The 14,407-nt window shown below is 64.5% G+C and carries 16 protein-coding genes; 8 read left to right on the top strand and 8 right to left on the bottom strand.

Annotated features, from left to right (window positions below):
* The first annotated feature begins 3 nt into the window (after positions 1-3).
* Positions 4-1,668 carry an alpha-glucosidase gene (locus FJ957_RS13250; RefSeq protein ID WP_140831984.1) on the top strand — a complete coding sequence of 555 codons (1,665 nt, stop codon included), beginning with the start codon at positions 4-6 and terminating at the stop codon, positions 1,666-1,668.
* A 33-nt stretch (positions 1,669-1,701) separates the two neighbouring features.
* Positions 1,702-2,814 carry a sn-glycerol-3-phosphate ABC transporter ATP-binding protein UgpC gene (gene ugpC / locus FJ957_RS13245; protein ID WP_140650743.1) on the top strand — a complete coding sequence of 371 codons (1,113 nt, stop codon included), beginning with the start codon at positions 1,702-1,704 and terminating at the stop codon, positions 2,812-2,814.
* Between the two features lie 94 nt (positions 2,815-2,908).
* Here the strand turns inward: ugpC and FJ957_RS13240 are convergent, their stop codons facing one another.
* On the bottom strand, positions 2,909-3,142 hold the full coding sequence (locus FJ957_RS13240; RefSeq protein ID WP_140831982.1) for a DUF680 domain-containing protein: 234 nt from the start codon (positions 3,140-3,142) through the stop codon (positions 2,909-2,911).
* Positions 3,143-3,212: 70 nt separating this feature from the next.
* Positions 3,213-3,419, bottom strand: a complete 207-nt coding sequence (locus FJ957_RS13235) for a DUF680 domain-containing protein (protein WP_140831980.1) — start codon at positions 3,417-3,419, stop codon at positions 3,213-3,215.
* 534 nt (positions 3,420-3,953) lie between these two features.
* Here FJ957_RS13235 and FJ957_RS13230 point away from each other — a divergent pair.
* On the top strand, positions 3,954-4,463 hold the full coding sequence (locus FJ957_RS13230) for a PqqD family protein (RefSeq protein ID WP_246685840.1): 510 nt from the start codon (positions 3,954-3,956) through the stop codon (positions 4,461-4,463).
* Between the two features lie 61 nt (positions 4,464-4,524).
* Here the strand turns inward: FJ957_RS13230 and FJ957_RS32225 are convergent, their stop codons facing one another.
* Positions 4,525-4,728, bottom strand: a complete 204-nt coding sequence (locus FJ957_RS32225) for a hypothetical protein (RefSeq protein WP_246674204.1) — start codon at positions 4,726-4,728, stop codon at positions 4,525-4,527.
* Positions 4,729-4,743: 15 nt separating this feature from the next.
* Here FJ957_RS32225 and FJ957_RS13225 point away from each other — a divergent pair, with 15 nt between their 5' ends.
* Genes FJ957_RS13225 through FJ957_RS13205 form a run of 5 tightly spaced genes read left to right on the top strand, consistent with a single transcriptional unit; the run spans position 4,744 to position 9,246 of the window.
* On the top strand, positions 4,744-5,577 hold the full coding sequence (locus FJ957_RS13225; protein ID WP_246685839.1) for a serine kinase: 834 nt from the start codon (positions 4,744-4,746) through the stop codon (positions 5,575-5,577).
* The gene (locus tag FJ957_RS13220) at positions 5,546-6,298 is read left to right on the top strand and encodes a glycosyltransferase (protein WP_181180563.1); all 753 of its coding nucleotides are present in this window, start codon (positions 5,546-5,548) and stop codon (positions 6,296-6,298) included. The genes FJ957_RS13225 and FJ957_RS13220 overlap by 32 nt, the downstream gene beginning before the upstream one ends.
* A gap of 46 nt (positions 6,299-6,344) precedes the next feature.
* Complete coding sequence (locus FJ957_RS13215; protein WP_140831976.1) at positions 6,345-7,097, top strand: glycosyltransferase family A protein; 753 nt, start codon at positions 6,345-6,347, stop codon at positions 7,095-7,097.
* Positions 7,097-7,774: a glycosyltransferase family A protein gene (locus tag FJ957_RS13210; protein WP_140831974.1), complete on the top strand. Its 678-nt coding sequence runs from the start codon at positions 7,097-7,099 to the stop codon at positions 7,772-7,774. Before FJ957_RS13215 ends, FJ957_RS13210 begins: the two co-directional genes overlap by 1 nt.
* Positions 7,774-9,246, top strand: a complete 1,473-nt coding sequence (locus FJ957_RS13205; RefSeq protein WP_140831972.1) for a nucleotidyltransferase family protein — start codon at positions 7,774-7,776, stop codon at positions 9,244-9,246. The genes FJ957_RS13210 and FJ957_RS13205 overlap by 1 nt, the downstream gene beginning before the upstream one ends.
* A 13-nt stretch (positions 9,247-9,259) precedes the next feature.
* Here the strand turns inward: FJ957_RS13205 and FJ957_RS13200 are convergent, their stop codons facing one another.
* The 5 genes from FJ957_RS13200 to FJ957_RS13180 form a co-directional block, all read right to left on the bottom strand.
* Entirely contained in the window at positions 9,260-10,006 is a 747-nt protein-coding gene (locus FJ957_RS13200) for a ferredoxin reductase (RefSeq protein ID WP_140831970.1), read from the bottom strand.
* Between the two features lie 23 nt (positions 10,007-10,029).
* A complete protein-coding gene (locus FJ957_RS13195) occupies positions 10,030-10,641 on the bottom strand; it encodes a molybdopterin-dependent oxidoreductase (protein WP_140831968.1) in 612 nt (203 codons plus the stop codon).
* 111 nt (positions 10,642-10,752) lie between these two features.
* Positions 10,753-12,291 (bottom strand): DegQ family serine endoprotease, encoded by a 1,539-nt coding sequence (locus FJ957_RS13190; protein ID WP_140831966.1) that lies wholly within the window; start codon positions 12,289-12,291, stop codon positions 10,753-10,755.
* Between the two features lie 186 nt (positions 12,292-12,477).
* The gene (locus FJ957_RS13185; RefSeq protein WP_140831963.1) at positions 12,478-13,224 is read right to left on the bottom strand and encodes an MBL fold metallo-hydrolase; all 747 of its coding nucleotides are present in this window, start codon (positions 13,222-13,224) and stop codon (positions 12,478-12,480) included.
* 14 nt (positions 13,225-13,238) lie between these two features.
* Positions 13,239-14,405 (bottom strand): diphosphate--fructose-6-phosphate 1-phosphotransferase, encoded by a 1,167-nt coding sequence (locus tag FJ957_RS13180; RefSeq protein WP_140831961.1) that lies wholly within the window; start codon positions 14,403-14,405, stop codon positions 13,239-13,241.
* Positions 14,406-14,407 lie beyond the last annotated feature (2 nt).

The following is a 14,407-nucleotide window of genomic DNA, read 5'->3' as shown; positions in this document are numbered from 1 at the left end:
GACATGCAATCGGCTTTGAAGGCGACTTCGAGACCAGACCCCGCCGTCGATCGCGACTGGTGGCGGGGCGCGGTGATCTACCAGATCTATCCGCGCTCCTACCAGGACTCCAACGACGACGGCATCGGCGACCTGCAGGGCATCGTGCGGCGCCTGCCCTACATCGCTTCGCTCGGCGTCGATGCCATCTGGATCTCGCCCTTCTTCAAATCGCCGATGAAGGATTTCGGCTACGACGTGTCGGATTATTGCGACGTCGACCCGATGTTCGGAACGCTCGCCGATTTCGACGCGCTGGTGACGGAAGCCCATCGGCTGGGCCTCAAGGTGATGATCGACGAGGTGCTGTCGCACACCGCCGACATCCACCCCTGGTTCAAGGAAAGCCGCTCCAGCCGTAACAATCCGAAAGCCGACTGGTATGTATGGGCGGACGCAAAACCCGACGGCACGCCGCCCAACAACTGGCTGTCGATCTTCGGCGGTTCGGCCTGGCAGTGGGACACCAGCCGCCAGCAATATTACATGCACAATTTCCTGGCCGAGCAGCCGGACCTCAACTTCCACAACCGGCAAGTCCAGGATGCGCTGCTCGATATCACCCGCTTCTGGCTGGAGCGCGGCGTCGACGGCTTTCGCCTCGACACGATCAATTTCTACTTCCACAGCCAGGGGCTGGAGGACAATCCGCCGCTGCCGCCGGAACAGCGCAACGACCAGACGGCGCCGGCGGTCAACCCCTACAACTATCAGGACCACATCTACGACAAGAGCCGGTCGGAGAACCTCGGCTTCCTAGAGCGGTTCCGCGCGCTTCTCGACGAATATCCGGCGCAGGCCGCCGTCGGCGAGGTCGGCGACTCGCAGCGCGGTCTCGAGGTGGTCGCCGCCTATACCGCCGACGGCAAGCGCGTGCATATGTGCTATTCCTTCGACTTCCTGGCGCCGGAGAAGATCAGCGCGGCGAAGGTGCGCGCGGTGCTGGAGGCCTTCGGCACGGTCGCCAGCGACGGCTGGTCGTGCTGGGCCTTCTCCAACCATGACGTGATGCGGGTCGCCTCGCGCTGGGCCGCCAACGAGGCGGACCCGACCGCCTATCTGAAAGTGATCTCGGCACTTCTGATGTCGCTGCGCGGCTCGGTGTGCATCTATCAAGGCGAAGAGCTCGGCCTTGGCGAAGCAGAGCTGAAGTTCGAAGACCTGCAAGATCCATACGGCATCCGGTTCTGGCCGGAGTTCAAGGGCCGCGACGGCTGCCGCACGCCGATGGTGTGGGACGCGACCGCCAAGAATGGCGGTTTCTCGACCGCCAAGCCGTGGCTGCCGGTGCCGGGCAAACACCTGTCGCAGGCCGTCGACGTGCAACAGGGCGACGCAAGCTCGCTGCTCGAACATTACCGCCGCTTCCTCGCCTTCCGGCGCCAGCATCCGGCGTTGGCCAAGGGTGACATCGACTTCATCGAAAGCGATGGCGACACCGTCGCCTTCACGCGCCGCGAGGGCAATGAGCGGATCGTCTGCGCCTTCAACCTCGGCGGCAAGGCCGCCGAGATCGATCTCGGCAAAGGCGCCCTGCAACCCTTGCCCGGGCATGGCTTTTCAGGACAGACTGGCACCGGGCCGGTCCGCCTCGGCGGTTATGGCGCCTGGTTCGGGCGTGTCGACTGAACATTGCAACGGAAATCATTGGGAGGAGAAAACATGGCCGATGTCACGCTGAACCAGGTGAAGAAATCATACGGCAACCTCAACATTCTCCACGGCATCGACCTCGACATCAAATCGGGCGAGTTCATCGTCTTCGTCGGGCCGTCGGGTTGCGGCAAATCCACCTTGCTGCGGTCGATTGCCGGCCTCGAGGAGATCACCTCGGGCGAGTTGAAGATCGACGGCGAGGTGGTGAACGACGTGCCGCCGTCGAAGCGGGGCATCGCCATGGTGTTCCAGTCCTATGCGCTCTATCCGCATATGACTGTCTACGACAACATGGCCTTCTCGATGAAGATCGGCAAGGAAAGCAAGGCCGAGATCGACAAGCGCGTGCGCCAGGCGGCGGAGATCCTGCAGCTGACCAAGTATCTCGACCGCCTGCCCAAGGCGATGTCGGGCGGCCAGCGCCAGCGCGTCGCCATCGGCCGCGCCATCGTGCGCAACCCGAAGGTGTTCCTGTTCGACGAGCCGCTGTCGAACCTCGACGCCGCGCTTCGCGTCGCCACCCGCATCGAGATCGCCAAGCTCAAGGAATCGATGCCGAACACCACCATGATCTACGTCACGCACGACCAGGTCGAGGCGATGACGCTGGCGGACCGCATCGTGGTTCTGAAGGAAGGTTATATCGAACAGGTCGGCACGCCGATGGAGCTCTACAAGCGTCCGGGCAATTTGTTCGTCGCCCAGTTCATCGGCTCGCCGGCGATGAACATATTGCCGGCAAAGATCGAGAAGGCCGGAAATCCGACCGTGGTCAGCCATGTCGGCGGCCGCAAGGCGACGGTGCCGATCGCGACGCCGGCCTCGGCGAATGGCGCCGCGGTCAGCTTCGGCGTGCGGCCGGAGGATCTCGCGATCGCCACAGGTACGGACTATCTGTTCGAAGGCAAGGTCGACTATATCGAGCAGCTTGGCGAGGTTCAGCTCGTCTATGTCGATATCGGCCGCACCGACCTGCCGCTGGTGGCCAAGCTGCCGGGCAATGTCGAGGTCAAGCGCGGCGAGACCTTGCGGCTCAACGCCAGCGGCGGCGATCTGCACATCTTCGACGCCGACGGCCATTCCTTCACGCTGCATCGCGAGGAAGCAAAGGCTGCCTGACGCTTAACCGCTCCGGCTGACGCATGGTCGTTGCGGAAAAGAAAAACGGCGGGCCAAGGCCCGCCGCTCTTTGTTCGTATATCGTCTAAAGTTGTTAGCGGCCGAAGAGGTTACGGTCGGTGCCCTGAGGGGCCGACTTGTGAACGTCGTTCGACGAGTTCAACAGCTTGTAGACCGTCGAGTCGGTATTGATCGACGACGTGCGCGTGGTGTCGACGGCGGGAGCCGGCTGTCTGGCGCCTACGTCACCGGTATGGCCGCTTTCCGCAGCAAAAGCAGCGCCGGAAACGGCCAACAGAGCGGCCGTGGCAAGAACGATCTTCTTCATTTCAGTGCTCCTGAATCTTGTAATCCGACCGATGCGGCGGGCGAGCCCGCCGCCGGTTCAAGGTCGGTTGTTAGTTGTTGCCGAACAGGTTGTGGTCGGCGCCCGTCGTGGCAGGCTGCTGAGTGGCCGGCGCAGACTGGTGGACCGAAGCCGTGTAGGACGAGTCGACTTTGCCGGCCGCCTGATTGGCTTCGTTCGGGTTGTAATGGTCGCTACCAGCGAAAGCGCTGCCAGAAATTGCCAGAAGGGCTGCGGCAGTGAGAACAATCTTTTTCATTTTTGCTACTCCAGTATCTTAATTCAGTCCGTCTAGCGGCGTGTCTTGGGAATGAAATCGCGTCGTTCGGACAACGCTGATTTGGGTGAGGCGACTGCCGGATTCCAATCACGAAGTTTTTCCATCTGGACCATGAATCCGCATCTTGAAGTTTTCATAAGCATGCCTATGACTTTATTTTTATCCCATTAAATCAATATTTTAATCCGATTATAAGGTTGGCTCACCAAATGTATCGGAAGGCGAACGTTCACACCGTCCTGCACGCACCGTCAACAGAAACGAACCGTTCAGTTCGATTTTAGAATCTCCTAATAGTCACTTTTCGATACTATTAACCATCCCATCCCCGTTCCGCGGGCCGATTCGGCTTCGCATCGGGACAGTGTTTCGACCGAGGGCCAAGGGGGCGTTCGTGTCGAAAGCGCCGCGGCTGTCCCCTGTCGACGCTCGAGATCCAGGCTCGAACCGCGAACTAAACCCCGAAAGGTCGAGATGGCGCCGGCACGCCTTGCCTTGCCAAGCAAGGACCGAGTGTTTACAGGCGTTGTCCAGGGGTCAGGCAACGACACGACCGGCGCAGCCGCCGGCTGGAATTGCAGCGGGGTCAACGACATGCCTCTTTCCGACGTCTATGCCGTTGCGAGCAAGGACATTGTCTTCGAATCCTTTGACGGCGAGGCTGTCGTGCTCGACCTCTCCAACGGCAAGTATTTCGGCTTCTCCGATTCCGGCAGCAAGGTATGGCAGGCGCTGGCCTCGGGTGTCGGCACCGAAGCGCTGATCCGATCGGCGGCGGGCGCTGCCAGGATCGACGCCGCCGCGTTCGAGTCCTTCATTGGGCAGTTGGTCGAGTTTGGGCTGCTAGCGCCTTCCGGCGCAATGCCGCTGCCCTCTTCCGACGATTTGCCGGCGGCGCTGGCGGCGGCGCGCGAGCCGCTCAATGTCAGCGTCCATGACGACCTTGCCGACCTCATTACCGTCGATCCGATCCACGAAGTCGAGGAACCGCTCGGCTGGCCGGCCGTCAAGCAGGTTTCCTGAGCGACCGGCGAAGGGCGAGGTCAGGCTGGAACAGACCATGCCACGCGTCACGCTCGAGACCCTACCGGACTACGCCCGCTTCCTCCTCGCCGCCGCCGAGAGCGCGGCCGGGCAATTCCCGGTCCAGCGGACTGTCCGCCTGCCAGGGCTGGAATTGATCGCGCATCTCGAGCCCGGCGCGCTCGCGGATGCCCTTGGCCAGGCTTTCATCGAAGCCGGCGGCGATCCGCGCGACTCCCGTCAATGCCATGTCTTCGTCGGCCATCCAGGCGTCGGCGACATGCCGGTGCCGGCAAGCTGGGGCGATGCGCATTTCACCGAACACGGCTTTGCCCAGAGACTCGCCGAGGCGGGGCTGCGCGGCCATCATTACCACGATCTGGATTTTTGGCAGGTCTACGACCCCGACCGACGGATCGGCGTCCAGCTGATGCGGTCCCCCGACGCGTTTCCGCCCTGGGAGCAAGGGGCGCCGCTGCGTGCCTTCCTGCATTGGGAATACGCCGCGCGCGGCATGCGCCTTGCCCATGCCGGCACGCTTGGCCTCGATGGCAAGGGCGTGCTGCTGGCAGGCGCCGGGGGCGCGGGAAAATCCGGAACCGTCGTTGCGGGACTGCTCAACGGGCTGGACAGCGTCGGCGACGACTATGTGCTGATCGACCTTTCCGGCGGCGTGACCGCGCGACCGCTGTTTTCGATCCTGAAACAGGATCAGCCGGGTTTCGCCCGGCTCGGGCTGGGAAGGCGGCTGGGAACCGACCGACCGCTCAACTGGCAAGGCAAGCATGCCTTTCACATTAACGAGATCGCGCCTCGGCCAGTACGCGCGAGTCTGGACATTTCTGCGTTGATGGTGCCACATATCAGTGGCGGAAAGACGAGTTCGATCGCACCGATTTCGCGCAAGGATGCCCTCATCGCGCTGGCACCCTCCGGCATTGCCCAGATGCCTGGCGAGCGGGAAAGCGGGTTTCGCTTCTTCAGCGATCTCACACGCTTGCTGCCATGCTACCGGCTTTACCTCGGGACGCATCCGAAGGAGATCGCCGACACGATTGCGGATTTCCTTGCGCGGGCGCCCGATGAAGCTGAGCGTGATCATGCCGGTCTATAACCGCGAGCGCTTCGTCGTCCCGGCTCTGCGCTCGCTGCTCAGGCAGCGCGACGCCGTCGACCTCGACATCATCGTGATCGACGACGGCTCGACGGACGGTTCGGCCGAGGCGGTTCGCGCGATGATGGACGAGAACCCCTGCATACGCCTGTTCCAACACACGCATATGGGTGTTGCCGGCGCCCGCAACGCCGGGCTGCGGCAATTGCCGGCGGACGCCGGCTTCGTGTCCTTCCTCGATTCCGACGACATTTCCCTTCCCGGCCGATTCAAGGCCGACCTCGCTCATTTCGAAACGCGTCCCGGCCTCGATCTGACCTACTCGCTGATGGCGCTGGTCGACCGGATCGACGACGAGACATTGGAGCCGGCCGCGAACAGCCGTATCATGACGCTTCGCGGGCTCTCGCTGTGCACCGCCCTGTTCGGCCGGGCGCTTGTCGATCGCATCGGCTGGTTCGACGAGGAGTTCAAGTTGTCAGAGGACACAGACTATCTGCTGCGCGTCTTCGAAACGGATCCCCGTTACGAGCTGCTGGACAACGTCGCGATCTACTACCGGCGTCATGCAGGGAACGCGACACGGCAGCATGACGGCAGGCTCCGCGACCATCTGCGGGCGATCCACAAATCGATACGACGGCGCAAGGCGGATCCGTCGCTGCGCGAGGCTCCGGGCATTTTCGAGTACAAGAGCCCACCCAACTGGCAGGGTATGTGATGGACGCCGGGGGGCTGGACCACACAAGACAGTTCGGGGGGCACAGATGAAGCTCTCCGTGATCATGCCGGTACACAACCGCGAGACTTACGTCGGCGCAGCACTCCGCTCGCTGCTCAGACAGCGCGACGCCGCCGATCTCGATATCGTCGTGATCGACGACGGCTCGACCGACGGTTCGGCTCAAGCCGTACGCGCGATGATGGACGAAGCATCCTGCATCCGGCTGTTTCAGCAGGAGAACATGGGCGTGACCCGGGCCCGCAACAGCGGACTGAGACAGCTCGAGCCGGAGGCCGAGCTGGTGTCCTTTCTGGATTCCGACGACATTTCGCCACCAGGGCGCTTCGCCGCCGACATAGAGCTTTTCCGAAAGGATCGCGCTCTCGATCTCACCTATTCCAGGATGATGCTGGTCGACAGGATCGATGACCAGACGCTGGAGCCGGCACCAGACTGCAACAGCATCACCATTCGCGGCATTCATCTGTCGGCCGCGATCTTCTCGCGCCGTTTGGTCGAACGGCTCGGCGGTTTCGACGAGGACTTCGTCCAGGCCGAAGATACGGACTTTCTGCTGCGCAGCTTCGAGGTCGGCCCCCGATACCTGCTCCCGGACACGCTGGCGCTTTATTACCGGCGGCACGCCGGCAACATGACGAGGCAGGATGACGTCCAGTCGCGCGAGTTCATGCGCGCGATCTACAAGTCGATGAAGCGCCGCAGGGCCGACCCGTCGCTCAAGCCGATCGAAGGCATCTTCGAACTGAAGAAACTCGCGGACTGGCGGTTCATGTGATGAGCGGATACGGCGTCGTCATTCCGGTCTACAACGCCAGCGCCACGATCGCCGAGACGCTGCGATCGGTGGCGGCGCAGACGCTACGGCCCGAACTGGTCGTGGTGGTCGATGACGGCTCGACCGACGATCTCGCCGCCGCTGTCGGCGGCATCGACCTGCCGCTCAAGCTTTTGCGCCAGGACAATGCCGGGCCGGGCAGCGCGACCACCCGCGGCATCGCCGCGCTGTCGACGCCCTTCATCGCCACGCTCGATGCCGACGACCTTTGGCTGCCCGGAAAGATCGCTGCTCAGCTTGCCCATCTCGAACGGCTTCCCGGGACATCGGGGGTCTTCACCCATATACGCAGTTTCCGCGACGGAGAGCCCTACGCGATGGCCCCGACCGCAACGCCCGGCTGGTCGCGCTCGACGATGCTGATGCGCCGAGCGGCCGCGCAGAGCGTCGGACCGATGATCGACCCGCCGGGCGGCCGTGGCGAGATGATCGACTGGATCGCCCGCGCGCGGGAAAGCGGTTTTGTCCTCGACATGATGCCTGACGTCCTGGCGCTGCGGCGGATCCGGCCGGGAAGCCTGTCCTACGGGCGCGATGCGGCACGCGACCGCGGCTACCTGGAAGTGGCTCGGCTCGCCATGCTGCGACGGGCGCAAAGCAAGGCCAGTTCCAGCTGATGGCGAAGATTCGTCGCATCGGCAAGCGTTTTCCAGACTATGGCTGGTCCTGGCCGACCGGCTCGCTCGACCAATTGCTCAAGGCAGCGCTTCTGCCCGATGAAGAAGCGGCGCGCCTTTGCGCCGAAAGGTGGCTGGACGAGAACGACATCGACCATGTCTCCTTCAGGGAACACCGGCTGCTTGCCGCGATTTCCGACAGGTTCGGACGCAAGCTTGCCGGCCACGCCGCCTATCCGCGCCTGGTCGGCCTGCAGAAGATGCTGTGGACCAAGTCGCGCATGGCCATGCGCGAGGCGGAGCCGGCCTTGAAGGCGATGGTCGATGGCGGCTGCACGGTGATGCTGATCAAGGGCGCCAGCCGCATTGCGCTCGACGCCGCCGCGCAGCGCGGGCGCGTGGCGCACGACATCGATATACTGGTGCGACCCGACGATATGCAGCCGGCTTTCGATGTGCTGCGCGACCGCGGCTGGCAGATCGCCACCGGCGTTTCCCCGCAATATCTGCGCACAAGGCTGGCATCTCTGCGCTCGATGAATTTCTTCAAGGGAAATTACGGCGACATCGACCTGCATCAGCTCGCCTATGACGGCTCGCAGCAGAACGCCGAGGACGACCTCGCGATCTGGCGCCGCGCGATTGCCGCCAAATTCAGCGACGTCAGCGTGGTCGTTCCTTCGCCCGCCGACCGCATCGCCTTGGCCATCGCGCATGGCGGCCTCGACGCGCATACGCATAGCGACTGGCTGGTCGACTGCACCGTGGCCATCGAGGGCGGCGATGTCGACTGGGCGCTATTCCTCGACGTCATCGCCAGGCGCGGCCTCGCCGTCGCCGCGGCGGTCGCGCTTTCCTACCTCGCGCTGGAGATCGGCATCGCGGTGCCGGAAGCTGTCCTGGCGCAGGTGGTGGACATGGCCGACCGGCGCGGCGCGGCGCGCCTGTCATCCGTCCTGCAGGCCAAGCCGCGCACCGATTTCGGCGCGCTGACCTGGCTGTCGCGGGGATTTGCTAAGCAGCTGCGCCTGCGGCGCAAGAAAGGCCGGCTGAAGCAGACCGAGCCGAACATCGTGTGGCGCGGCAAGTCGATGACCGCGAAGGCTGCCGGCGGGCCGGCGCCGTTCGTGCTTTCGCAGGCGTTGGATGAACCGCAGGGCGAAGTCGGCGAGATGATGCTCGATCTCGTCGTGCGCATCGTCGTTCCGCCGGTCAGGCGACGCATCGAAATGGAGATCAATGCGGGCGGCCGGCATGTGGCCCGGCTGCGCTCGATGGCGATCAGCCGTTCCGGCGGCGAGCGGATGCTGCGCTTTCGCGGCAAGGTGAAGCTTGACCGGACGGGACGGACCCTGGTGCTGGAGGCGCGGCCGTCACGACAGTTTCGCGTCTGGGACAACGAGCAAGCCGTCGCCATCTATGGCGCGCTGCCTTTCCAGCTCGTTTCGGCAAGATTCTCCCGACCCGGATGAGACGAGGCTCGCCTCAGACGCCATAACGCTCGGTGCGGATCAACCCCGCCGGAACGCCGGCGCCGATCAGCGCGTCGGCGGCGGCCGACACGAATGCGTTCGAGCCGCAGACATAGGCGAGCCTCGGCGTCTTCGGCAGACGCTCGATGGCCTGCGCCATCATGCGGGCGTCGACGCGCCGGGAATAGTCGGAGGGCCTCCTCGCCGGCTCGCGTGTCAGCGTCAGCACCAGATCGAATCCGTCGCGACGATCGTCGAGGCCGATCAGCTCGTCGCCGAAAATCACCTCGTCCCAGACCCGCGCCGAGAACACCAGCGCGACCGGCACCGCATTGTTGCGCAGCGTGCGATGGCGCAGCATCGCCATCAGCGGCACGACGCCCGAGCCGCCGCCCACCAGAAGGATCGGCCCGCCGTCGCTCTCCTCCCAGATGAAATGGCCGCCCAGCGGCCCGCGCAGTTCGATCTCGTCGCCGACCGCCGCCACGTCGTGGAAGAAGGGCGAGACCTCGCCGTCGTCGAGCCGTTCGATCGCGAGCTCGATGCCGCCACCTGCTTCCGGCGCCGAAGCGATGGAATAAGAGCGGCGCGCCTGATAGCCGTCCGGCGCCGTCAGCCTGATGTCGACATGCTGCCCTGCAAGATGGGCGAAGGGCCGCGACGGCTGGAACCAGAAGCTGGTGACGCGCGGCGTGCGCTTTTCGATGCGGGTGATCGTGGCTGCCTGCCAAAGCGATTGCGGCGACGGCTCGGCGGTCATCGATTGCTGCTCACAGATGCCCCTCACGGGTCACTGGAATAGCGCTGCTCGCGCCAGGGATCGCCATACATGTGATAGCCGCGCAGTTCCCAGAAGCCCGGCTCATCGCGCTCGGTGAACTGAAGCCCGTTCACCCATTTGGCCGATTTCCAGAAATAGAGATGCGGCACCAGGAGCCGGGCCGGCCCGCCATGATCTGATGTGATCGGCTTGCCCTCATAGAGCAGCGCCACCATCGCCTTGCCGGTGACGAGGTCCTTGGTCGGGACATTGGTGGAATAGCCGTCGAAGGACAGCGCCAGCGTATAGGCGGTCGGCGGCTCGATGCCGGCATCGGCAAGGATGTCGTCGATCATCACGCCTTGCCACGGCGTGTTGAACTTGGTCCAGGCCGTGACGCAATGGATGTCGCGCGTCATCTTGCTTTGCGGCAGTGCGTTGAATTCGGCCCAGTTCCATTTCTTGATCGGCCGCGGCCCCTGCTTGAGGGTGAAGGACCAGTCCTCGGCGCGCACCCGCGGCGTCGGCCCGGCCGACAGAACCGGGAAACCCTGCTCCAGATACTGGCCAGGCGGAATGCGCGCGTCGGTGTCGGAAGGAGGACGCCGTCCGGAAAAGAAACCACGCGTGACCATCGAGACATCTCCTGCGCCGGCAGAAACGATCGGCGCAGTGTTCTCGAAGATATCGCCACGGGCAACAGGAATCTCGGCGACCTGCCGGTTTCCGGCAGGTCGCCATGATTGTCAGCCGGCAGCGAAAGGCACCGCCACGAAGATCTGCGCGTCACCGCGATCGATCAGCAAAAGCACCGACTTCTTGCCGGACTTGCCTGCCTCGGCGATCGCCTGGTTGGCTTGCCTGGCGGTCTTCACCGGCATCTGGTCGACGCCGACGATGACATCGCCAGGCTGGATGCCGGCGACCGAAGCCGCCTTGTCCGGATTGACCCGCTCGACCACGGCGCCGCGCTGGTTGCCCGCCAGATTGAGCTGGTCGCGGATGTCGGGCGTGAGGTCGGTCAGGCCGAGGCCGAGCGACGGGACGCGCAGGTTCTGCCCGGCCGACGGACTGCCGCCTTCATTGCCGTTCGACGCGGTCTTCTGATCGTCGCTGTTGCGGCCGACATCGGCCGAAATCTGCATCGCCTTGCCCTTGCGCCAGACATCGAGCGTTTCCTTGGCGCCCGGCGACACATCGGCGACGGCGCGCGACAGATCCTTCGGATCCTTGACCTCCTGGCCGGCGAAGCCGGTGATGACATCGCCGGTCTCAATGCCCGCCTTGGCGGCAGGCGAGCCTTGCGTGACCGCCGAGACCAGCGCGCCGCCCGGATGGTCGAGGCCGATGGCGCTGGCGACATCCTGGGTGACCGGCTGGATCTGCACGCCGAGATAGCCGTATTCGATGTCGCCGCCCTTCATCAGCTTGGCGACGACCTTCTCAGCCTGGTCCGACGGGATGGCAAAGCCGACGCCGACGCTGCCGCCATTGGGCGAATAGATCGCCGTGTTGATGCCGATGACATTGCCGTTGACGTCGACCAGCGGGCCGCCGGAATTGCCGTGATTGATCGGCGCGTCGATCTGGATGAAGTCGTCGAACGGTCCGCTATGCAGGTCGCGGCCGCGCGCCGAAACGATGCCGGCGGTAACCGTGGTGCCGATGCCGAACGGGTTGCCGATCGCCAATACCTGGTCGCCGGTCATCAGCTTGTCGGAATCGCCCCATTTGACGGTCGGCAGAGGCTTGTCGGCCTTGATCTTGAGCACCGCCAGATCGTTCTTGGCGTCGTGGCCGACGAGCTTGGCGGGAAGCTCGGTACCGTCGTCGAGGGTCACCTTGATCGAGCTCGCGCCGTCGACGACATGGTTGTTGGTGACGATCGTGCCGTCCGCGCCGACAATGAAGCCGGAGCCAAGCGCCTCGGCGCGCTGCCCCTGCTGCTGCGGCGGCGCCTTCGGCATCGGCATGCCCTGGTCACCGAAGAACTGCTGGAAGAACTGGTCGAAAGGCGCATTGCCGCCGAGCGGCGAGCCCTCGTCCTGTGGCTGTGCCTTCATGACCGAAGTGATGGTGACGACGGCCGGCTTGGTGACGGCGATGACCGGCGCGAAGGAGCCGTTCGGAGCGGTGATGCCGGCGACCGGCGTCTGCGTCGTCGCGGCCACGGTGCTGAGGCCGGCATTGCTCTGGGCGAAGGAGACGATGACAGGCGAAATGATCAGCGCGGCGCCCAACAGGGCGGCGACGCGATGTCTGCGAAGGATGCTTGAGGGTGACATGGTCGTTCTGTCCGGGCGAGCGTTGATCCGGCGTCGCGGGCGCTCCCACGGGATCGTCCGTCGACGTGCCGATGACCGGATTTGCCTGTCTCGCCGTGCATGGCAGCCGGCCGTCTCGACAGACACGCATCTAGGACGCCTAGTTGCCATAATTAGGGTTTTGGGGCGACCTTACGAAGATTTAATTCAGAGGGCGCTTACGAACCGCTCCCGGCGGCGCAGATAGGACGAGGCCATTTCGCGCATGCGGGCGGCATCGAAGCTCGGTCCGTGGCCGCCATGGCCGAAGCGGATCGGCAGGTCGAGCAGGCGCTGCATGGTGCGGCAATAGGCCGTGCGGTCCGAATCCGGCAGGTCGTCGATCAGCATGCCGTCATAGATGGCGTCGCCGGCGAAGAAGAGGCCGTCGGCCTCGTCGAAAAGCGCGATCGAGTCCGGCGAATGTCCAGGCAGATGCAGCACGCGGAATTTCCGGTCGCCGAGCTCGACGATATCGCCCTCGTCGAGCGCACGGGTCAGCGGGGCGGGAGGAATGCGATAGTCAGCCGCCTTCCAGTCCGGCGCCGGCAGCTTCGAGACGGCGCCGTCGAGATTGTGGAACATATACGCGTAGGTGGCAGCGTCATCCATGTCGTCGAACCGCGCAGCGCTCATCTTCGGCCCCATGCGCAGCGGGAACTCATGCAGCGAGCCGACATGGTCGAGATGGATATGGGTGGCGACGACGATGAGCGGCTTGCCGGCCGGCGTGTCGATCTGAGGCGCCAGCGGGCGAATGCCCATGCCGGTGTCGACGAGAAGATCGGCGTCACGGCCCTTGAGATGCCAGATATTGGCGCGCACGAAATCATGCACGAAGGGTTCGGTCAGCATCGTCGTCACGGCATCGACTTTTGCCTTGCCGAACCAGTCGCCAACCTCAAGCTCGGGCATCGGGCCGCCACCCATCAGACGAACGGCTTCCCGATCTTGTACTTTTCCGGCACCAGCCGCTTGAGATAGGCCATGCCGGCTTCCGAAAGCTGGTTCAAGTCCGGCTGCATGAAATCGTCGGGCATGTGGCGGGTCTTGCCGGCCACCGCCTTCAGCGGCACCTTCTTCAGCACGGTCTTCGACCCGTCATACTGGATCGCGACCGAGCCGCCGCCTTCGCCGGCGACGGCAACCGCGAAGGCGCCAGCGTCGAAGGCTTCCTTGGCGTCGACGGCGCTGATCGCGCCGACATAGCCGCGCGGCATGTAGCCCAGCGCGTCGACCCGCGCGCGCTTGCCCGGCAGGCCTTCGGCCAGAGCGCGTTCGAGCGCCGCAGGCAGGTCGCTGCCCGACAATTTGACGTTGCCGTGCTGGTCGCGCTCGAGCTTGGCCGGCGGCACCAGGCTTTCGACCAACGCCTTGCCGTCGGCGGTGCTGACGCCTTCCGAGACGGCGACGATGCAGCGCTTGTGGCGATCCAGCTTCTCGCGCACTTCATCGATGAAGCGCTTTGCCGAGAAGGCGCGCTCCGGCACGTAGACCAGATGCGGGCCGCTGTCGGGATCGAGCTGCCAGGCGGCAGCGGCTGCGGTGAGGAAGCCGGCGTGACGGCCCATGACGATGCCGACATAGATGCCGGGCAGCGCGCGGAAATCGAGATCGACCGACAGGAACGCGCCGGCGACGAACTCGGCCGCCGAGATGAAGCCCGGCGTGTGGTCGTTCTCCTCGAGGTCGTTGTCGATGGTTTTCGGCGCGTGCACGAAGGCGATCGAGCCACCGGCGGCATCGGTCAGGATCTGCTGCGTGCCCGACGTGTCGTTGCCGCCGATATAGATGAAGGCGTCGGCGCCTGCCTTCTTCAGGCCGCTGAGGATGACCTCGCAATAGGCGGCGTCCGGCTTGTCTCGGGTCGAGCCGAGGGCGGCGCTCGGCGTGCCGGCGATCAGCCGCAGCTGGTCCTCGGGGATGGCGGAGAGGTCGACATAATTGCCGTCGCGGATGCCGCGCACGCCGTGGATCGAGCCCAGCACCCTGGCGCCGGGATGACGCTTGCGGATTTCCAGCGTGGCGCCTACGACCGTCTGGTTGATGACCGCGGTCGGGCCGCCGCCCTGTGCGATGACGAAAGTTCCGGCCATGT

The organism is Mesorhizobium sp. B2-4-6 (genome assembly GCF_006442775.1).
Classification (GTDB): domain Bacteria; phylum Pseudomonadota; class Alphaproteobacteria; order Rhizobiales; family Rhizobiaceae; genus Mesorhizobium.
Note: the sequence above shows the minus strand (reverse complement) of the source record. Positions and strands in the feature narration are given on the sequence as shown.